At 39.2% G+C, this 20610-nt stretch carries 24 protein-coding genes; 16 read left to right on the forward strand and 8 right to left on the reverse strand.

All coding sequences use genetic code 11. The features are described from left to right. Nucleotides 1-36: 36 nt before the first annotated feature. The 3 genes from tmk to pabC all read right to left on the reverse strand — a co-directional run bounded on the left by tmk (nucleotide 37) and on the right by pabC (nucleotide 2515). Nucleotides 37-642 carry a dTMP kinase gene (tmk, locus tag A9J31_RS10210; protein ID WP_067765161.1) on the reverse strand — a complete coding sequence of 202 codons (606 nt, stop codon included), beginning with the start codon at nucleotides 640-642 and terminating at the stop codon, nucleotides 37-39. Nucleotides 643-651: 9 nt separating this feature from the next. After that, nucleotides 652-1614, reverse strand: coding sequence for an endolytic transglycosylase MltG (mltG, locus tag A9J31_RS10215; RefSeq protein ID WP_245668227.1), 963 nt, complete (start codon nucleotides 1612-1614; stop codon nucleotides 652-654). Between the two features lie 91 nt (nucleotides 1615-1705). Beyond that, a complete protein-coding gene (gene pabC, locus A9J31_RS10220) occupies nucleotides 1706-2515 on the reverse strand; it encodes an aminodeoxychorismate lyase (protein ID WP_067765165.1) in 810 nt (269 codons plus the stop codon). Between the two features lie 160 nt (nucleotides 2516-2675). Here pabC and A9J31_RS10225 point away from each other — a divergent pair, with 160 nt between their 5' ends. From A9J31_RS10225 to A9J31_RS10260, 8 genes are all read left to right on the forward strand, one after another. Continuing rightward, entirely contained in the window at nucleotides 2676-3683 is a 1008-nt protein-coding gene (locus A9J31_RS10225) for a sulfate ABC transporter substrate-binding protein (RefSeq protein ID WP_067765167.1), read from the forward strand. A gap of 176 nt (nucleotides 3684-3859) precedes the next feature. Further along, complete coding sequence (locus tag A9J31_RS10230; RefSeq protein ID WP_067765169.1) at nucleotides 3860-4873, forward strand: sulfate ABC transporter substrate-binding protein; 1014 nt, start codon at nucleotides 3860-3862, stop codon at nucleotides 4871-4873. 33 nt (nucleotides 4874-4906) lie between these two features. Beyond that, nucleotides 4907-5512: an RBBP9/YdeN family alpha/beta hydrolase gene (locus A9J31_RS10235; protein ID WP_067765174.1), complete on the forward strand. Its 606-nt coding sequence runs from the start codon at nucleotides 4907-4909 to the stop codon at nucleotides 5510-5512. 86 nt (nucleotides 5513-5598) lie between these two features. Beyond that, a complete protein-coding gene (gene cysT, locus A9J31_RS10240; RefSeq protein WP_067765176.1) occupies nucleotides 5599-6432 on the forward strand; it encodes a sulfate ABC transporter permease subunit CysT in 834 nt (277 codons plus the stop codon). Beyond that, on the forward strand, nucleotides 6429-7316 hold the full coding sequence (gene cysW / locus A9J31_RS10245) for a sulfate ABC transporter permease subunit CysW (RefSeq protein WP_067765178.1): 888 nt from the start codon (nucleotides 6429-6431) through the stop codon (nucleotides 7314-7316). The genes cysT and cysW overlap by 4 nt, the downstream gene beginning before the upstream one ends. Before the next feature lie 11 nt (nucleotides 7317-7327). After that, the gene (locus tag A9J31_RS10250; protein WP_067765180.1) at nucleotides 7328-8389 is read left to right on the forward strand and encodes a sulfate/molybdate ABC transporter ATP-binding protein; all 1062 of its coding nucleotides are present in this window, start codon (nucleotides 7328-7330) and stop codon (nucleotides 8387-8389) included. 54 nt (nucleotides 8390-8443) lie between these two features. Beyond that, on the forward strand, nucleotides 8444-9367 hold the full coding sequence (locus A9J31_RS10255; RefSeq protein WP_067765182.1) for a CysB family HTH-type transcriptional regulator: 924 nt from the start codon (nucleotides 8444-8446) through the stop codon (nucleotides 9365-9367). A gap of 148 nt (nucleotides 9368-9515) precedes the next feature. Further along, a complete protein-coding gene (locus tag A9J31_RS10260) occupies nucleotides 9516-10739 on the forward strand; it encodes a hypothetical protein (RefSeq protein ID WP_067765184.1) in 1224 nt (407 codons plus the stop codon). A 75-nt stretch (nucleotides 10740-10814) separates the two neighbouring features. Here A9J31_RS10260 and carO read toward each other — a convergent pair whose 3' ends face one another. Beyond that, entirely contained in the window at nucleotides 10815-11522 is a 708-nt protein-coding gene (carO, locus tag A9J31_RS10265; protein ID WP_067765186.1) for an ornithine uptake porin CarO, read from the reverse strand. Nucleotides 11523-11895: 373 nt separating this feature from the next. Between carO and dapD the strand changes: the two genes are divergently transcribed. The 4 genes from dapD (at nucleotide 11896) to A9J31_RS10285 (ending at nucleotide 14639) form a co-directional block, all read left to right on the forward strand. Next, a complete protein-coding gene (gene dapD, locus A9J31_RS10270; RefSeq protein ID WP_067765188.1) occupies nucleotides 11896-12717 on the forward strand; it encodes a 2,3,4,5-tetrahydropyridine-2,6-dicarboxylate N-succinyltransferase in 822 nt (273 codons plus the stop codon). Between the two features lie 113 nt (nucleotides 12718-12830). Beyond that, a complete protein-coding gene (queE, locus tag A9J31_RS10275) occupies nucleotides 12831-13541 on the forward strand; it encodes a 7-carboxy-7-deazaguanine synthase QueE (RefSeq protein WP_067765191.1) in 711 nt (236 codons plus the stop codon). Nucleotides 13542-13567: 26 nt separating this feature from the next. Then, nucleotides 13568-14239 carry a 7-cyano-7-deazaguanine synthase QueC gene (gene queC, locus A9J31_RS10280; protein WP_067765194.1) on the forward strand — a complete coding sequence of 224 codons (672 nt, stop codon included), beginning with the start codon at nucleotides 13568-13570 and terminating at the stop codon, nucleotides 14237-14239. Nucleotides 14240-14252: 13 nt separating this feature from the next. Then, the gene (locus A9J31_RS10285; protein ID WP_067765197.1) at nucleotides 14253-14639 is read left to right on the forward strand and encodes a hypothetical protein; all 387 of its coding nucleotides are present in this window, start codon (nucleotides 14253-14255) and stop codon (nucleotides 14637-14639) included. A gap of 65 nt (nucleotides 14640-14704) precedes the next feature. Here the strand turns inward: A9J31_RS10285 and A9J31_RS10290 are convergent, their stop codons facing one another. Beyond that, nucleotides 14705-15154, reverse strand: coding sequence for a hypothetical protein (locus A9J31_RS10290; RefSeq protein ID WP_067765199.1), 450 nt, complete (start codon nucleotides 15152-15154; stop codon nucleotides 14705-14707). Between the two features lie 87 nt (nucleotides 15155-15241). On the opposite strand from A9J31_RS10290, the gene A9J31_RS10295 reads away from it, so the two are divergent. Continuing rightward, the gene (locus A9J31_RS10295; RefSeq protein WP_067765202.1) at nucleotides 15242-15688 is read left to right on the forward strand and encodes a peroxiredoxin; all 447 of its coding nucleotides are present in this window, start codon (nucleotides 15242-15244) and stop codon (nucleotides 15686-15688) included. 99 nt (nucleotides 15689-15787) lie between these two features. Here A9J31_RS10295 and A9J31_RS10300 read toward each other — a convergent pair whose 3' ends face one another. Beyond that, a complete protein-coding gene (locus A9J31_RS10300) occupies nucleotides 15788-16399 on the reverse strand; it encodes a LysE/ArgO family amino acid transporter (RefSeq protein WP_067765205.1) in 612 nt (203 codons plus the stop codon). 139 nt (nucleotides 16400-16538) lie between these two features. Between A9J31_RS10300 and A9J31_RS10305 the strand changes: the two genes are divergently transcribed. Then, nucleotides 16539-17456 (forward strand): LysR family transcriptional regulator ArgP, encoded by a 918-nt coding sequence (locus A9J31_RS10305; protein WP_067765208.1) that lies wholly within the window; start codon nucleotides 16539-16541, stop codon nucleotides 17454-17456. 8 nt (nucleotides 17457-17464) lie between these two features. On the opposite strand, the gene A9J31_RS10310 is transcribed toward A9J31_RS10305, so the two are convergent. After that, complete coding sequence (locus A9J31_RS10310) at nucleotides 17465-18037, reverse strand: YceI family protein (protein ID WP_067765749.1); 573 nt, start codon at nucleotides 18035-18037, stop codon at nucleotides 17465-17467. Nucleotides 18038-18126: 89 nt separating this feature from the next. Next, the gene (locus A9J31_RS10315) at nucleotides 18127-18696 is read right to left on the reverse strand and encodes a nicotinate-nicotinamide nucleotide adenylyltransferase (protein ID WP_067765211.1); all 570 of its coding nucleotides are present in this window, start codon (nucleotides 18694-18696) and stop codon (nucleotides 18127-18129) included. A gap of 106 nt (nucleotides 18697-18802) precedes the next feature. Between A9J31_RS10315 and A9J31_RS10320 the strand changes: the two genes are divergently transcribed. Both A9J31_RS10320 and A9J31_RS10325 read left to right on the forward strand, forming a co-directional pair. Further along, nucleotides 18803-19603, forward strand: coding sequence for an enoyl-CoA hydratase-related protein (locus A9J31_RS10320; protein ID WP_067765214.1), 801 nt, complete (start codon nucleotides 18803-18805; stop codon nucleotides 19601-19603). A 100-nt stretch (nucleotides 19604-19703) separates the two neighbouring features. Then, the gene (locus tag A9J31_RS10325) at nucleotides 19704-20465 is read left to right on the forward strand and encodes a nitroreductase family protein (RefSeq protein ID WP_067765216.1); all 762 of its coding nucleotides are present in this window, start codon (nucleotides 19704-19706) and stop codon (nucleotides 20463-20465) included. Nucleotides 20466-20610 lie beyond the last annotated feature (145 nt).

Genomic DNA, 20610 nt, shown 5'->3' on the forward strand with positions numbered 1-20610 from the left:
TTTTTAAATCAAATGCCTAACAAATACTATGGCATTTTAGATCTGCTGTAGATGCGATAATGCCTGTTGGAAAACATGCTCAGGTGTTTGGGTTGCGTCAAGGCGTTTCATTCGTTCAGGGTGCGTTTGATGAATCTCAGCAAAACCTGATCTTACTTTCTCAAAGAAAGCTGCTTTCTCTTGCTCAAAACGGTCTAAAGCACCACGCTCTCTTGCTCTTAACATTCCTGTTTCTATCGGTGCATCAAGCCAAAAAGTAATATCGGGTATACGCGCAACAAAACTTGCATTTAAGACGTTGAGTTTGTCACGATCTAAGCCACGTCCTGCACATTGATAAGCAAAACTCGAATCGGCAAAACGATCACATAAAACGATTTTACTTTCTGCCAATGCCGGTAAAATCACGCGCGCCAAATGCTGCGCACGTGCAGCATACATAAGCAACAATTCGGTATCATCACTCATTGCTTCATCATGATTGACGGCCAAAAGTAATGCACGAATTTGTTCAGCCATAGGTGTACCACCCGGCTCACGTGTAAGTACGACATTTTTACCCAAATTTTGGAAATGATCATGTAATTTACGAATGAGTGTAGTTTTACCCACACCTTCCGTGCCTTCAAAGCTAATAAACATGCTCACTCCTTAGTTTTTCGCACGAATTACAGATAAATATTCTTGTACCGCGCGATTATGGTCTTGCAAATTACTGCTAAATTTATGGCCGCCATTTCCTGTTGCAACAAAATATACATTGTTAGATGAATCAGGATGCATTGCAGCTTCAATGGCTTTTTGACTCGGCAAAGCAATCGGTGTTGGTGGTAAACCATTAATCGTGTAAGTGTTATAGGCTGTTGGTGTACGTAAGTCCTGACGCGTAATATTACCATTGTACTTATTGCCCATACCGTAAATCACAGTTGGATCTGTTTGCAAACGCATCCCTTGTTTGAGACGACGCACAAATACACCAGACACTTGTTCAAGCTCACTATCAATACTGGTTTCTTTTTCAATAATCGACGCCATGATCAAGGCTTCATATTTATCTTTATACGGTAAATCATTAGCACGATTTGCCCAGGCTTGATCAAGCGATTTCATTTGACGTTGGTACAAATCTTTTAAAATTTTACGATCAGACTCACCTTTGGCAAAGAAATAAGTATTCGGAGCAAATAAACCCTCTGGGTGTGAATATGGAATACCCAGTTCCTGCAAAATCTTTGAATAAGGCAGATTGCTAATGTCATGCGTTACCAATGGATCACTTTTCAATGCATCAATCAGTTGCTTAAAGGTCGTCCCTTCAATCACTAAAATACGATTCATTTGTGCATTTTCAGAGTTCGAAATCAACTCCATCACATCACGCACACTCATGCCTTCATGAATTTCATACACACCTGCTTTTAAGGTGTCATTAATCATGATTTTTTGATACAGCTTTAAAATGATCGGGAAGCTTACCTGTTTGTCCTTTGCTAGACGGTCGATAAATCCAGAATAAGTGTCACCTGCTCCAATGGCTAACATCTGTTTTTTACCTTCAACAGGATATGCTTTAAACAGACTTGACCACAGTAGCATGGCAAGCAAAAGCATAATGCCAGCCAAAACAACAGAGATAGCTTTCAAAGGAAAACCTGTCTTCACAGGCTTTTTCTTATTGGATTTTTTCGAGGCAGCGGACATATTAATGTATCTGATTTAATTGAAGCGTCTGGAAAAGTTCAATACAAGTTTGAACATCTAATTCAACCCCATTCAGAGTTGATGCAATTTTCATTGGACTCAGTGCATTACAGAAGAATACGCTTTTAAAATCAGCAATTTCATCCATATAAATATAGCGCTGTGTGCAATTTATACCATGTTGTTGCATACGTTTCAGAATTTCTGCCCGCATGACTCCATGCACACCATTATAACCAAGTTCAGGCGTGATCCATCCTTCATTTGTATGAATAAAACAATTGCTGCTCACACCTTCAACAACTGAACCCTGTACATCGGTAACCAATGCTTCTAACCAGCCCTTTTCATCTAGTTCGGCTTTGAGCATGACTTGTTCTAAACGGTTTAAAGACTTTAACCCGACCAAATTAGGCATTGTTAAACCGATCGCCTGTTGAAGTATGCCACTGTCAAAAATATCATAATCAAAATCATCTAGCTTTTTAGGATAATAAAACACCCATACATCAGCAGGATGATCTGGCAAGCTATAACCACGCTGCCCCTCACCACGACTCAGCACGACTTTAATTGTGCCATTGACCGTATCACTTTTGCGTAGCAATTTTAGTGTTTGTTCAATCAATTCCAAATTGGCATTTAGCTTTAAACGTTCATTACTCAGCTTTAAACGTACTAAATGTAATGGCCACAGTTCAATCTGACCTTGACGAATACGTGCTGTAGTAAAGCAGCCGTCACCATAATGAAATGCTCGATCAAGCAAATCAATATGTTCAATTTGCTGGGTATTTTTAAAACACTGCATAGCGCGTTATCCCAATTCAATCTGCCTAGTTTAAAAAATTACGAAGACAAATGTATTTCTTTTTTGGTCATATTAAATTCTTTTTTTATTATTTTTTCTGCATAAAAACTACAGATATTCTTGCTTCATTAAATAAAACATGTACAAAAAAGAGGCACACATGAACATTGCAAAACTAAAAATTGGGGTATTGGCTGCGTTAATTTCGACAACAGCATTCAGCGTATCGGCCAAAGATTTCTTAAATGTCTCTTATGACCCTACACGTGAGTTGTACGATAACTTTAATAAAGACTTTGGTGCATATTGGAAAAAGACCACAGGACAAGACATTAACTATAAACAATCACATGGCGGCTCAGGCAAACAAGCACGTGCTGTCATTGATGGCTTAGATGCCGATGTAGTCACACTTGCACTTGCTGCCGATATTGATGAAATTGCAGCACGTGGCTTAGTGGCTAAAGACTGGCAGAAAAAATTCCCACAGAACTCGACACCTTATACCTCAACTATTGTCTTCCTTGTGCGTAAAGGCAATCCAAAGGCTATTAAAGATTGGGGCGACCTGATCAAGCCAAGTGTTGACATTATTACACCAAATCCGAAAACCTCTGGAGGTGCACGTTGGAACTATTTAGCTGCATGGGCTTGGGCTAAACACCAACCTGCGGGTAACGATAGTAAAGCTCAGGAATTCGTTCGTCAGATTTATAAACAAACCAAAGTACTTGATTCAGGTGCTCGCGGTGCAACGACAACATTTGCTGAACGTGGCATTGGCGATGTATTACTGGCTTGGGAAAATGAAGCACATTTGGCTGTGCGCGAACAACCCGGTAAATTTGAAATCATTACACCATCTTTATCGATTTTAGCTGAGCCACCAGTGGCAATTGTTGAAAAGAATGTGAAAAAAAACGGTAATGAAAACTTAGCCAAGGCATATTTGAACTATCTATATTCACCTGCAGGTCAAACCATTGCCGCACAAAATTACTATCGTCCACGTAATGCAGCAGTTTTAGCGAAATATAAAAATGTATTTAAACCTTTAAAACTCGTCACGATTGATAAAGAGTTTGGTGGTTGGAGCAAAGTGCAGAAAAAACATTTTGAAAATGGTGGTGTCTTTGATCAAATCGTGAAGATCAATAATTCAAAATAATGCTTTAAATACTGCAAAGCATCTTCCTTTCGCATAAGGTCGATGCTTTTTTTTCATAGACATGCCTTTTATCTTTTTTATTCATATAAAATTCGTTTTTAATTATTTTTTGTGCATAAAGATTGGCGCTATTCTTCAACCATGTTACAGATAAAGTAAAAATTATTGAGGTTCACATGAGTATTTCCGCAAAGTTAAAATTGGGTGTTCTTGCTGCAGTCATTTCGACGGTTTCTTTTGGCGCAGCAGCAAAAGATTTTTTAAACGTATCTTATGACCCGACGCGTGAATTGTACGAGAGTGTGAATAAAGACTTCAGTAAATATTGGGAAAGCCGTACAGGTCAAAAAATTAATTTCAAACAATCACACGGTGGTTCAGGTAAACAAGCACGTGCTGTGTTAGATGGTTTGGATGCCGATGTTGTGACGCTTGCCTTAGCTGCTGACATTGATGTTTTAACTGAAAAAACCCAACTTCTCCCAACAGATTGGCAAAAGAAACTACCACACAACTCAACTCCTTATACATCAACGATTGTTTTCCTTGTCCGTAAAGGCAACCCAAAAGCGATTAAGGACTGGGGCGATCTTGTGAAACCGGGTGTGGGCATTATTACCCCAAACCCAAAAACTTCAGGCGGTGCACGTTGGAACTATTTAGCTGCTTGGGCGTGGGCTAAACACCAAGCTGGCGGTAGCGATGCAACAGCGCAAGAATTTGTTCGTAAAATTTATAAAAATACCAAAGTCCTTGATTCAGGTGCACGTGGTTCAACGACAACATTTGCTGAACGCGGTATCGGTGATGTTTTATTGGCTTGGGAAAATGAAGCGCATCTAGCTATTCGTGAACAACCAGGTAAATTTGAAATTGTGACTCCATCACTTTCAATTTTAGCTGAACCGCCTGTTGCGATTGTTGAAAAAAATGCCGAGAAAAAAGGCAACTTAAATTTAGCCAAAGGTTATTTAAACTTCCTTTATTCACCTCGTGGCCAACAAATTGCAGCTCAAAACTTCTATCGCCCACGTGATGCAAAAACATTGGCACAGTACAGTAAAGTTTTTCAGCCTTTAAAACTCGTTACGATAGATAAAGAGTTTGGTGGTTGGAATAATGTACAAAAAGCACATTTCGAAAATGACGGTGTATTTGACCAAATCGTAAAAGCCAACAACGGTAAATAAACCCACCGCATTGACTGAATAAGGAGCATTGACATGACACATACAGTAATTGTCCCTGGTGTAGGCGGAAGCGAACATGCACATTGGCAGTCATGGTTACAGCGTCAACTGATGTCATGCTCTCGTGTTCAACAAAAAGACTGGAATCACCCTGTACTTAAAGACTGGATCAAACAATTTTTAAAAACTGTTCGTCCACTCCAAGGTGATATTCAAATTGTGGCTCATAGTTTTGGCTGCTTAACCACAGTAGCTGCACTTGCGCTGCACCCTGAACTAAATCAAAAAATTAAAAATTTAGTTTTGGTTGCACCAGCAAACCCGGCTCGCTTTGGTGAAAATGGTTTCGCACGTAATAGTGCGACAGACTACAAAGCGTTCTTTCATCAGTTAAGTATTCGTGTACCCGCAACCATGTTGATCAGTGAAAATGATCCTTGGCTAGCATTTGACGATGCCAAGCAACTTGCTGACGCTTGGAAGTTATATCCGGTCAATATGGGTGCTGTTGGACATATTAATGTTGCATCGGGTTTTGGCCCATTCCCTGAAATTTACAATTACTTAATTTCAGAAAATTCTATGCAACATATCAATATAACTGATGATCACAAGTATTTATTTAAATTTGCTTTTTAAGCACTGCTAACTATGCTTGTCGCGAATTCATTTTTTAAATTTTTGCTGACCTCTACTGTCAGCCTTTCTCTTTTTGAGGAGTAATCATGTCGCAGCGATCCCGAGTGCTGCCAGGATTTGGTCTTTCTCTAGGCTTTACCCTAGCGTATTTGTCATTAATCGTTCTCATCCCACTTTCAGCGGTATTTATTAAATCGCTCGGTATTGGTTGGGATGGACTTTGGGACATTTTGAGCTCAGAGCGAATTTTGAAGTCTTTGCAGTTAAGTTTTAGTGCCGCAATTATTGCTGCACTAGTCAATGTGGTATTTGGCTTATTACTGGCTTGGTGTTTAGTACGTTACAACTTTCCAGGTAAACGTATTGTCGATGCATTAGTAGACTTACCTTTTGCTTTACCCACAGCTGTTGCAGGTATTGCATTAACTTCACTGTATGCACCTACAGGTTGGATCGGTCAATATCTTGAACCGATTGGTATTAAAGTTGCCTATACCCCTATTGGTATCACATTGGCACTCATCTTCATTGGTATCCCATTTGTCGTTCGTACCGTTCAACCCGTTCTAAGTGACTTGGAAACTGAACTTGAAGAGGCTGCATCTGCACTCGGTGCAAACCGTTTTCAGATTGTGACCAAGGTGATTTTGCCAATTTTATTCCCTGCTCTATTAACCGGTTTTGCCTTAGCATTTGCTCGTGGCGTGGGTGAATATGGTTCTGTAATCTTTATTGCTGGTAATCAGCCATTTAAGACTGAAATTGCGCCATTGATGATTATTTCTCGCCTAGAAGAATATGACTATGCAGGTGCAACCACCATCGCTGTTGTCATGCTAGTAATTTCATTTGCGATTTTGTTCTTGATTAACTTAGTACAAGCTTGGGCAAGTCGCCGCACAGGGAGAACTGCACGATGAATGTCAACAGTAATGCACTTGCGGAAAAATTACAGTCACGCGATGCGACCCGTGAACCTACGTGGGTGCGCTATACCTTAATTATCATTGCGCTGATTTTCTTTCTAAGCTGCCTCATCTTGCCATTAATTTTGGTTTTTGTTGAAGCATTTAAACAAGGTGTTGGCGTTTACCTACAAGCTTTGGTACATCCTGATACCTTGTCAGCGGTTAAACTCACCTTACTTACTGCAGTCATTGCCGTACCACTTAACGTAGTTTTTGGTGTAGCTGCCGCATGGACTGTGGCGAAATTTAATTTCCGTGGTAAATCGATTTTAACCACCATTATTGATATGCCATTCTCTGTTTCACCTGTTATTGCAGGTTTAATGTTGGTATTGATATTCGGTACGCAAGGCTGGCTTGGTGGCTGGTTAATGGATAACGACATCAAAATTTTGTATGCGGTTCCAGCAATTGTTCTAGCAACTGTGTTTATTACTGTGCCTTTTGTTGCACGAGAGCTCATTCCGTTGATGGAAGCACAGGGTACAGAAGAAGAAGAAGCGGCCATTGTACTTGGTGCGTCTGGTTGGCAAACTTTCTGGAAAGTGACCTTACCGAATATCAAATGGGGCTTAATCTACGGCGTGATTCTGTGTAATGCACGAGCAATGGGCGAGTTTGGTGCTGTATCTGTGGTTTCAGGCCATATCCGCGGCGAAACCAACACTTTACCGCTACACGTAGAAATCCTTTACAACGAATACACTTTTAGCGCTGCCTTTGCTGTGTCATCTCTATTGGCACTCCTTGCAATTGTGACCCTGATTTTAAAAACATGGGTTGAGATTCGTCAGGAAAAACAAGACAAGCGTAAAGAAGATTCACAAGTTTCTTAAGGAATGACCTCATGAGTATTCAAGTAAAAAATATTGAAAAACACTTTGGTGCATTCCATGCACTTAAAAATATCTCTTTAGACTTCCCAGATGGTCAATTGGTTGCCCTACTTGGTCCATCAGGCTGCGGTAAAACCACACTGCTTCGTATTATTGCTGGTCTAGAATCTGCTGACGGCGGCCAGGTCATTTTGGAAGGTGAAGATGCAACGCAAGTTCATGTCCGTGAACGTGAAGTTGGCTTTGTATTTCAGCACTATGCCTTGTTCCGCCACATGACTGTGTTTGACAACATCGCATTCGGTCTTCGTGTTCGCCCACGTGCAACACGTCCAACTGAAGCTGACATTAAAAAGCGTGTAACTCGCTTACTCGATCTTGTTCAACTTGGTTTCTTGGCAGATCGTTATCCTGCTCAGCTTTCAGGCGGTCAGCGTCAACGTATTGCACTTGCTCGTGCATTAGCGGTTGAACCTCGCGTATTACTACTCGATGAACCATTTGGCGCGCTTGATGCCAAAGTTCGTAAAGAATTACGTCGTTGGTTACGTACCTTGCACGACGAACTACACATTACTTCAATTTTCGTTACACATGACCAAGAAGAAGCGCTTGAAGTTGCAGACCAAATCATTGTGATGAATAAAGGAAATGTAGAACAGATTGGTTCCCCGCGTGAAGTTTATGAAAAGCCTGCAACACCGTTTGTATTTGATTTCTTAGGTCAAGCAAACCGTTTTGAAGGTCAAAGTTCAAATGGCGTGATTCAAATTGGTGAAGACCGAGTGCGTTTACCACAACCTGAAAACGCGCTACAAGGTAATGTTATTGCGTTTGCTCGTCCTGATGAGTTACGTATACATGCGCAACCGCAGGAAAATGCCATCCAAGCGACCTTTATCCGTGAATTATGGATCGCAGGTAAAGTGATTGCTGAGCTGAATGACCGCCAAGGGAATTTGATTGAAATTTCATTGACACCTGATGAAGCAAAAGCACATCAGTTCCGTCCAAATCAAACGGTATGGTTAAGTGCAACTGCATTGCACTTATTTGAAAATCAAGTCGCATAAAGACGAAAAGATGGGGCAATTACCGCCCCATCCTCTTTTAAGGTATAAAAGATTATGAATTTCCAACAATTAAGAATTATTCGAGAAACTGTACGTCAGAATTTTAATTTAACTGAAGCATCTGCTGCACTTTACACCTCGCAGTCTGGTGTAAGTAAACACATTAAAGACCTAGAAGATGAACTAGGCGTACAATTATTTATTCGTAAAGGTAAACGCCTACTTGGTTTAACTGAACCAGGCCAATCCTTACTCGGTATCGTTGAACGCATGTTGGTCGATGCAGACAATATCAAACGTCTAGCAGATGACTTTAACAAAGTCGATGAAGGTACACTGACCATTGCGACAACGCATACGCAAGCGCGATATGTCTTACCACCTATCGTGAATCAATTTAAAAAAGAATTTCCCAAAGTTCATTTGATTTTACAACAAGCAAGTCCTGTTGAAATCACTGAAATGTTGCTTCAAGGTGAAGCCGATATTGGTATTGCAACAGAGTCTTTAACCACCGAAGACAACCTTGCAAGTGTGCCTTATTATAATTGGCAGCACAGTATCATTACACCACAAAATCATCCACTTACGCAAAAATCAAATATTACAATTGAAGATTTATCTAATTACCCAATCATCACCTATCACGGTGGTTTTACGGGTCGTTCAAAAATTGATAAAGCTTTTGAAGAGTCAGGCTTTGATGTTGATATCGTCATGTCAGCGCTTGATGCCGATGTCATTAAAACTTATGTCGAGCTCAACATGGGTGTTGGTATTGTCAATGATGTCGCTTATGACACCGAACGTGATTATCGACTTAAACAAATTCCAACCGACATCTTTGGTGTAAATACAACTTGGATTGCCGTACGCAAAGGTCATTTACTGCGTGGCTATGGTTATGAGTTTATTTCTCTGTGTTCACCCGATGCAGATATCAAAGCACTAAAAAGAGTCGCATATCCTGAAGATTAAGACTTTAAAACAATAGTGAGGGCGTACTGCCCTCTTTTTTATGAATTTTTTTGAATACCCATGACATTTACATGGCTTTTTTTAAATATTTGATTAAAATATAAACTGAAAATAATAAATTTAAAACTTTTGTGACAGCCTGGGCTTTATGAAAAATAAAATATTTTATTTTGCGGTGACGTTGGGTGTACCTTTTCAATTTGTTCAGGCAGCTGCGCTTGAACAAATGGATCAAAACATTTCAGCCTTCCTCGAGCCTAATAATTATGCAGAAATCAACCTTGCGATCTTTGATGCCAAAGTTGATGGCGAGGTACAATATAAAGAATATATCGCTGAATTAGGCATTCAAGAATTTTCTACCGGCAACCTCGTACAGCGTGAATACACAACAAAATTCGCATTAAAATTTCAACCACACGCTAAAATTTCGACGGGCTTAATTTACGAACAACCATTTAAAACTGATGTTAGTTACGTCTATAGCCCAAGCTTAGCCGATGGTTCCAGAATTGAAATCGAAGCTGCTGATATCAATTTTAGCACTCACAACTTTACTGGTCTCTTAGGCTACCAACCCACTAAAAATTGGAACTTTTATACTGGTTTAAGTGCTCAATCATTTAAAGGAAATTTAAAAGTCTCAGGACAACAATACGACGCCCTGAATGGCTATGATGTTCACTTTAAGAATGACAATGGTTTGGGATGGCTCGCTGGGCTCAGTTATCAATATCCTGAATATGCAATTAAAACCAGCTTAACCTACCGCTCTAAAATTACACACAAGAATAGAACCAGTGAATCCACATTGTATTCCAATGGTCCTATTACACTGAGCCCTGAATTTCACACAACATTTGAAACACCGCAATCGGTGAATTTAGAACTACAAACGGGACTAAGTTCCAAAAACATTGCCTATGGCAGTGTACGTTGGGTTAATTGGCAGGATTTTGTTATTCAGCCACCGCAACTCACAGCTGTACTTCATTATGCCTCGCTTGATCCGCGTTATGCTGAATTAGCAAAGCTTAAATTGATTGACTATAAAAAAGATCAGTGGTCGGGAAAAATTGGGTTTGCTCATCAATGGAACCCTTCTTTACTTACTGGATTAGAGTTCGTTTGGGATAATGGCACAGGAAACCCAGCATCAACATTAAATCCAAGTGATGGTTACCGTGGTATAGGTTTGGGCAATATGTTGAGGTTTAATGCTGATACATTCATTGCAAGTGGACTTTATTATTTGAAATTTTCTAAACCATCGATACCCACTAGTCCAAGTTCTTCTCACATCTCTGGTTTATCAAGTGTAGATGATAATGATGCGTTTGTTTACGGCTTGAAAATTGGCCATCATTTTTGATGTTGAAAAATAGAAAATGTAACAAAAAAAACGAGCCGAAGCTCGTTTTTTTTGTTAGATGTGTTTTATGAAAACTTACCAGTGATAGCTTACACCAACTTTACCCACTGGAAGCCATTCGTATTTATCATCTTGTTCAACTTTACGTTCATGATCAGCAAGGATTAATGGATCATCACCAACACCTGTTAAGTTGGCTGTTGGGTTACCTGTATAATATGCACCTACTTCACCAAAAACGCCCCAGTTTTTATTCAGCTTTGGAGCAAAACCTAAACCAACGTACGGTGCAATATCGTTATCGTAAGAAACTGTACCATTTACACGTGTAAAGTTCGTATCTTGACCACCAATTTCAATTGGTGTATCACCTCTACGACGTTTGTCAAGTGTATACTCAGTATCTACATAACCTACACCCGCAGCTACATATAAACCTTGTGCCCATGGATTTGCACTCGCACCCCAAGGACGAATTTCAGCATTTAAGTAAGCGAGTTTATTGTCCATATCCATGTCGTATTTCACGCCATCAACAGACAAATCATCAGACCAAGAAATGTCACCACCGTTATAACCTAATGCAAGACCTACATATGGATTAGCAGTCCAAAGTAATGCACCACCATAGCCAGTCGTACCTACTTCTAAACGTGCGCCTGTCGGAATTAATTGATTTTGGTCAAATGCATAGCCATCGTGAACAACTGATGTGTCAGCCATTACTGAACCAGCAGAAGCTGCAAGTACTGCTGCAATAGTCAATAAACCTAATGATTTCATGTGTTTCTCCTCAAAATAAACTGTTTTTCAGATTTCGTTCAATCTTGTTATATGGCACATCTTAAATGAATGGTCGCTCAACTTTTATGCAGAATTACTGACTTTTTGTTAACTTTTGATACAATTTGAATTTAATGTTGATTAATAATAGTTTTTTTTTCTACATGCCATAATTTTAAGAGACTTCGAAATTTTGGCTGTATATTTTGTGTATTTTTTCTACAATTCAATTTACATTGATAAGTACATCACCTTTGTTTTTTAGTATTTCGTCTGTGTTTAATTATTAATTCCGATCTTTAGCTGTTTTTTCATCTATTTTTGACACGTTTTAGTGTAAAATCTTGGAAAATTTTTTTCTGGATGGAAGAACATGTCTCAGCTTTCGACAATCATTGAACAAGCGTTTGAAGACCGTGCGAATTTCACAGCAGCGGACTGCTCAGCTGAAATCCGTCAAGCCGTTGAAGAAGTTATTGCCGGCCTTGATAATGGTTCATTACGTGTTGCTGAAAAAATTGATGGTGAATGGGTTGTTCACCAATGGATTAAGAAAGCCGTATTGTTATCATTCAAATTAAATGACAACAAACCAATGGAAGCTTGTGATCTACGCTTCTATGACAAAGTTGATACTAAGTTTTCTGACTGGACTGAAGAACAATTTAAAGCTGCTGGTGTACGTGTAGTTCCACCTGCTGTTGCGCGTAAAGGTTCATTCCAAGCGAAAAACGTTGTATTGATGCCTTCTTATGTAAACATCGGTGCGTATGTTGACGAAGGTACTATGGTTGATACATGGGCAACTGTTGGTTCATGTGCACAAATTGGTAAAAATGTTCACTTGTCTGGTGGTGTTGGTATTGGTGGTGTTCTTGAACCACTTCAAGCAAACCCAACAATTATTGAAGACAACTGCTTCATCGGCGCACGTTCTGAAATCGTTGAAGGCGTAATCGTAGAAGAAGGCTCAGTAATTTCTATGGGCGTGTTCATTGGTCAATCTACTAAGATTTATGACCGTGAAACTGGCGAAATTCATTACGGTCGCGTACCTGCTGGTTCTGTGGTTGTTTCTGGTAGCCTTCCATCTAAATGCGGTAAATACAGCTTATATGCAGCAGTAATCGTGAAAAAAGTTGACGCGAAAACTCGTGCGAAAACAAGCTTGAACGATTTGTTACGCGAAGACTAAGTCTTAATTTATCCGGAGCATTTATGTTCCTCGGAGCTTTAAACGCTCCTCGTCTCTACGATTAGAAATGATCGTAGAGATTTTTTGTTTTTTTATATCTGGTTAATTTTGCTATGAGTACCCTTCGATCTTCCACTATTCCTGTTTCTGATCCGTCTGCGGGTTTACGTATCACGGAGATTTTCTATTCATTGCAAGGTGAAGCCAATACTGCGGGCTTACCAACAGTCTTTATCCGTTTAACCGGTTGCCCATTACGTTGCACCTATTGCGATACCACCTATTCGTTTGAAGGCGGTGAACGCCAATCATTAGAAGAAATTATTCAAACTACGTTAGATTTTAAAACGCCTTATATTTGCGTGACGGGTGGTGAGCCGCTTGCTCAACCGAACGCATTACCATTAATGACGCGTCTTGCCGATTTAGGCTGCGAAGTCTCATTAGAAACCAGCGGTGCTTTAGATGTCTCTAAAGTTGATCCGCGTGTTTCTAAAGTTATGGATTTAAAAACCCCAACTTCGGGTGAAGTTGCACGAAATTTGCTTAGCAACTTCGATCATCTAACTCAACACGACCAAATCAAATTTGTGATTTGTAACCGTGAAGACTATGAATGGTCAAAACAGCAAGTTGAACAATATAAACTCAACGAAAAAGTGAGCACCATTTGGTTCTCCCCTGCATTCGCAGTAGAAAAAGGTGCGGTTCGTTTACCTCAACTTGCACGTGATTTAGCACAATGGATTTTAGAAGACCATCTCCCTGTTCGCTTTCAATTGCAGTTACATAAATTGCTTTGGAACGATGAAACTGGTCGTTAAGTTTTAAAAAATTTGGAGTAATGCATATGCGCCCTCGTGCCATAGTTTTATTGTCTGGCGGTTTAGACTCAACTACATGTTTAGCTTGGGCTCAAGCACGCTATGAGTGTATCGCATTGAGCTTTATGTATGGTCAACGTTCAACGACTGAACTTGATGCTGCTCATGTATTAACTCAGCAAGCTGGTGTAGAACATCGTGTCATTAATATTGATTTGGGTAACTTGGGTGGTTCTGCGTTAACAGACCATAGCATTGAAGTACCAGATCATGAACAAACCGGTATTCCTGTAACTTATGTACCAGCACGTAACACCATTTTCCTTTCGTATGCACTTGCTGCTGCCGAGGTTTTTGGTGCAGAAGCGATTGTTATCGGCATTAATGCGGTTGATTACTCAGGCTATCCAGACTGTCGCCCTGAATTTATTGACGCATTTGCCAACATGGCTCGTCTTGCAACAAAGGTCGGTGTTGAAGGAAAACCACTTAAATTTGAAACACCTCTGTTACATTTATCCAAAGCAAATATCATTCGCTTAGGCATAGAACATGGCGTAGACTACAGTCAAACGGTGTCTTGCTATCAAGCAGATGACCAAGGTCGTGCTTGCGGTAAATGCGATAGCTGCCGTCTGCGTAAACAAGGTTTTGCGGATGCAGGTGTTGAAGATCCGACACGTTACATACCGAAATAACAAGGTAGGGTTTATGAAAAATTTAAAATCAAACATTATGGTTTCTGCGATTATGTCTGTTGCTGCATTATTCGCTACAACGACGCACGCAAATAATGACAAGTTGCAACAAGCATACAAAAGCACCAATGTAAAAGCAGCTATTACCAATGTTTGTAAAGAAGAGTTTGGAAAAGGGACAGGTCTGTCAACAGCAGACATTAGTAAATATTGTACTTGTAGTATTAAAATTCAAGGCACAACAACTAAAGAGCAAGAGTGGGAAATCCAAAGCACAATCAACCAGAAGAAAAGCCCTGCAACACTTGCTTTTGTTCAAAAACAAAATAAAGATTTACAAGCATGCTTCGGTCCTCAATTAACTAATAAGTTAAAAACTCTGGCCTCTAAGAAGCCATAAAATTTTAAATTAAGTTAATAAGCCATTCTAGAATGGCTTATTAACTTTTTTATTATTCTAATTAGTTAATAGGTTGTGCAATTTGTCATTCCATATCCATAGGAATAACAGTTAGTTTGTCTAGGTCTGTTATTATTAATACTCTCGTTCATATCTTTTAAAGCCTGATTAAGTCGGTCTGAACTCTCTTGTTGTTGCTGTCTTTGAATTAATGAAGACTGAATATTTACAGCTAATTGATTACAATGTTCTGTAGTGACTTCATTTTCCTTTCCATAGAAAAAATTTAATTGATCAGTAATTAATACATTATTAACATTAGAATACCTACTTATATTATTTTTTAAAATATTAAGACCATGTGCCGCTAAGGAACTATTCATATACCCCTTTTTAGCGCAAATATTAACTAATGCATAATCTCTAGCAAAACTTTGGTGACCTTCTTGAGAGAGAGGAATTGATGCACAAGACGTAAGTGCTAATACCCCTATATAATTTAGCTTCTTTATCATACAATCCCTCTATAATTTGTATGTTTTCGTTTAAACGGATACATTATATCTAGGTATTTGATTAAAATTCCAGAGAATACGATAGACATGTTACTTCCAAATCAAGCTTTTCCTGCAACCACAGGCGAAATAAATTTAACCGAGCTTGGTACAGATTGGTTAGTGGTGTATTTTTATCCGAAAGATTCTACCCCAGGCTGCACCACACAAGCTGTCGACTTTACTGCGCTAAAACCACAATTTGATGCACTCAACACTACCATCATTGGTATTTCGCGCGACTCGGTCAAAGCGCATCAAAACTTTACCGAAAAGCAATCTTTAGGCATTAACCTGATTAGCGATAAAGAAGAAGTATTGTGTCAGTTGTTTGATGTGATTAAAGAAAAAAATATGTATGGCAAAAAAGTCATGGGTATTGAACGCTCAACTTTTATTTTCCATCAAGGTCAATTGATAAAAGAATATCGTAAAGTTAAAGCGGCTGGCCATGCAGAACAAGTACTTGAAGATTTAAAAAGCATACAAGCTTAAGATCTAAGGTGTCACTTCCTGAAATAGATTTTAAAAAAGGCCCGAATTTATCGGGCTTTTTATTACTTGTTGAAAAGCTAAATACAGCACACTAAATTATTAAAAACTCGCACTACACAACAAAGAAATTGCAATTCCCCACATCATTAAGGCAATGATACCATCCAATATTTGCCATGAACGTGGATGTTGAAATATTGGCAATAAATATCGTGCCCCATACCCCAAAGCAAAAAAGAACACGAATGATGCATTCATTGCACCAAAAGCAAAGGCCATAGAATGTGTTTGATATTGAGTCGAAACCGAACCAATTAACACGATTGTATCCAGATATACATGTGGATTGAGCCAAGTAAAAGCCAAACAAATGAGTACAATCTGTCCTAGATGCGCTTCAGACTGCCCTTCTGGATTTAAGGCCTGACCACCTTGTCGCATATGTTGAAAATGCTGCCAACCATAAAACATTAAAAATGCTGCGCCTGCATATTTCGCCCATGTAAGTAAATCAGGATAAGATCGAATCAAACCCGAAAAGCCCAGCACACCTAAAGCAATTAATATGGCATCTGACAATGTACAAATCAGGCATATCCACAAAATATGTTGGCATTTTAATCCTTGCTTTAAAACAAAAGCATTTTGTGGCCCAATTGCAACGCATAGGCTTAAACCCAGTGCAAGACCATGAAAATAAGTAGAAAACATGATTATTTACAGACATATTAGATTTTATTTGATTATCTAACTTTAAAAATTAAATTGATTATTTCTAAATTAATATCACTCAAACTAAAATAAACTTAGCTGTGAAAATGTTTTGATTTAATTGTAGCGGAGTGTAAATATGCTTAATAGTAAACAGTGTGAAGCTTTTCTTGCTGTTGCTGAAACAGGTAGTTTTGATTTCGCTGCAGAACGCCTGTGCTTAACAGCTTCCGCAATTACTTTACGTGTACAGCAGCTTGAAAAGCAACTTGGTCATTTACTGATCGTGCGAGAGCGGCCATGTCGCGTCACTTCTTCAGGTGAATCCTTATTACATTATTTACAACATAGCCGCTTGCTCGAGCAGCAATTGGTACAACAGCTTACAGGTAAATCTGCTGCTAACGGATTCTATCAAGTCAATATTGCAACCAATGATGATTCACTCGCAACTTGGTTACTCAGCACACTACAGCATGTCCTCATTGAAGAAAAAATAGCATTACATTTAAAAGTCGATGATCAAAGCCAAACCCATCACCTACTAGAGGCTGGCTTAGTCAATGCATGCATCTCGACTGAACAGTATGCGATGAAAGGCTGCCAAGCTGTGCGAATTGGTTCGATGACTTACAGAATGGTTGCGACACCCAACTTTATTAATAGATGGTTTCAACAAGGCATTCATCGCGAAAGCCTAAGACATGCTCCTGCGGTTATTTATAATGCCAAAGATCATCTCCATACAGATTTAATTCAAAAACAATTTGGTCTCAGTCCACAGTGCTATCCACATCATTTCATCCCATCATCAAATGCATTTGTAGAAACAATTTTGCTTGGTTTAGGCTTTGGTATGCTGCCAGATTATCAAATTGGCAATCGACTGAAATATGGTGAATTAATCGAAATTTTGCCCGAGTTTAAGCATGAACTAGAGCTTTATTGGCATCATTGGAATCAACAATCGCTACAACTACAAAAAATCACCGAAGTCTTGGTTCGAAGTGCACATTTAAAAATGCAGAAAAGTGAGCATACACACCTTACAGCCTAGGTTAGTATTTATTGAGCTGGTTTCCATTGCCCTTTGAGTTGAATTGTGACCTGCTCACCTACACCACCCAATGCTTTACGCATGCCAAAATCGCTACGGTTGATGGTTGTTGTCGCACGTACATCCAGTAATTTTGCATTGTTCGCTGTAGGCGTTAAGGTCGTATCAAATATCACAGGCTTAGTCACACCACGTAATGTGAGGTTGCCATAGATCTGATATTTTGCATAAGCAATAGGTTTGATCGATGTACTTTTAAATGTGACCTGCTTGAATTCGGCTGCATCAAAAAACTCACTGCCTAAAATCAACCCTTTTAGGCTCGGCTTACTCAAACTTAAACTATCGACATCCAAGACCAAAGTTGCCAATCCACGTTGCGGCAATTCAGGATCAAAAACAAGTTGCGATTGAACTTGGTTAAAACGCCCCTCCACTATAGACAAACCTACTGACTTAATGCCAAAACTAATTTGGCTACTTGGCGTCAGTGTCCAGTTTGTCGCATAAAGTTGCGAACACATGGCTAAGCATAAGAATGCTGTAAAATATTTGGTTAATCGCTTTGCCGAGTTTTCCATGCGCTGCCACATCATCTACTCCTATTATAAGTCTTCTTTTTTTAGATCACCTCGTTGCGTTATGAGGGACATAAGCATAGTAACGGCTTTTAAATCAGGTTAGTTTTATCCTGAGTCAAAAATTTGTGTTGAAGTTGTTTATAAATGTCGGTGCGTTGAAAGGTTTGTAAAAACGCGATTGTCCCACCAGGAAATGCATCAGGTAAAATCTCACCACGGTAAAAAGCTTCTCTTAAAGGTGTCGCTGATATCGCACCTGCTAAACTTTCTAATTCGACCATCGGCCATTCAGGGAAGAGATTTAAATAATACGAAGACTCATCTTTAAAATGTCCAATAAGTCCAACTTTAGCGCCCTCTTCCACGACATCTGCAACAAGAGTTTTGACTAATTTTTGCCATTTCTCACTGTTATAGACATCAATAACATGGACAAACTTAATTCGCTTTTGATCTTGTTCTGAGAAATTCGACAAGATCATTTCTTCACGTTCAGTTGCAAGAAAAGGATTCTTTAAATTTCTTTCATTCTGAGCAGATCCTAATGCCAATAACACATTTTGACTTTGCTCTAACGCAATTTTAATGGTTTCTAAATGTGCAAAATGAAAGGGCTGAAAGCGCCCAATGAAAACCAAATAATCAAATGAATATTTCATAACAAATCAAACTTTTTATGAACTGAGCAGTTGTGCCGCCAAGTGAAATATGCGACATAATGTCGGGCATAAAATCAAAATGAAACTATTAAGCAAGGATAGTACGATGACACTGAGCTGTATTCAACAACCCCATGAACATTTGAATGCGAATTTGGACAATGGCGTACTGACCTTAGCCATTAACCGTCCTCAAGCAAAAAATGCGCTGTATACAGAGTTGTATCTGTGGATTGCCAAAGCTTTAGATGAAGCAGATCAAGATAAAACTGTGCGTGTTGTCATTTTACGTGGTGCAGATGCCGATTTTAGTGCCGGTAACGACATGCAAGATTTCATGAAATCTGCTGCGCAAAAAGGTCAAGCACCTGCTTCACAAGGCGCACCATTCATTTTACTTAAATCTGCTGCCAAATTTTCTAAGCCACTCATTGCTGCTGTTCGCGGTGTGGCAATTGGGATTGGTGTAACGATTCTTTTGCATTGTGATTTGGTGTATAGCGACAATACAGCATTATTCCAAATTCCATTTGTAAGCCTTGGCCTGTCACCAGAAGGTGCGTCAAGCAAGCTTTTGGTTGAACAAGCTGGATATCATAAAGCTGCCGAATTACTGCTCACAGCACAAAAATTTGATAGTACAACAGCCCTTTCTGCCAACTTAATCAATAGTATTGAAGATGATGTCTATGCAACTGCTGCCAAAAAAGCAGCACAATTATCTGCTTTGCCACTGGCATCTTTAGTGCAATCTAAAGCTTTAATGAAGCACAATGTTGATGAAATCGTGGCATGGATTGACCATGAAGCTGAAATTTTCATGGATCGAGTAGGCTCTCCAGAAATGATGGAAGCTGTTGCAGCCTTTATGCAAAAGCGTAAACCAGATTTTTCTCAATTTAATTAAATTTTTAGATTGAGAAGAAGACCATTTCACTCAACCAGTGAAGTGGTTTTTTTATTTTTAATCCCCATTAAAATTTCAACACTTTCGTGAAGATAAAACTATGACTGAACAAACAAAAACTGAAAAGAAACGCTACTTTGAACCTGCCCCCGAAGGTATAGATGTTGAAAACTTTAAGAAAGTCGTTCAAAGCCGCCGCTCAGTACGTAAATTTACTGATAAAGCCATTCCAAGCGCAATATTGGATGAATGTTTAGATTTAGCTTTACTCGCGCCAAACTCATCAAATTTACAGCCTTGGACTTTTTATGTTGTACAAAATCCTGCCAAGAAAAAGCAATTGGTTAAAGCATGCTTAGGTCAACTTGCAGCAAAAACAGCAGCGGAATTGATTGTTTGTGTCGCACGTACTGACCGTGTTGATGAAATGGCAAAACGTAATATTTCTGAATTTCCATTTCCTGAAGCCCCTGCCGCTGTTCTAAAATATTACAAGTTCATTCCCTATAACTATAAAACCGGTTACTTCAACTCACTAGGTAACTTTAAGAAAGTAGCTTTCAAAGTTGCACGCACACTCGATAAACAATTACCTGTGACTGCCTTTAATGAAGCCGATGCGAAATTATGGGCAAGTAAAACCACAGCGTTAGCATGCGAAAACTTAGTTTTAGCTTTACGTGCCTATGGTTTTGATAGCTGTATGATGGAAGGTTTTGATGAGCCAATGGTGAATAAAATACTCGGACTGAATCATCAGCAATATCCTGTGATGGTAATTGGTGCTGGTGAACGAGCAGCAGATGGCGTGTTCTTTCCTCAGTATCGTTTTGACCGTGAGTTATTTATTCAGAAGGTTTAATTCAAATTCTATAATGTATAGCAGTAATTTGAGACGCGAAAATGTCATCAGCAGCTGTATGAGGCAGGACTCGATTCAATAAATATCGTTTTTGCGATGTTATTAATCACATGACGGAATGTAACGAGTTCTGCTGATGACAATG

The sequence above is a fragment of the Acinetobacter gandensis genome (genome assembly GCF_001678755.1).
In the GTDB taxonomy this organism is placed as follows: domain Bacteria; phylum Pseudomonadota; class Gammaproteobacteria; order Pseudomonadales; family Moraxellaceae; genus Acinetobacter; species Acinetobacter gandensis.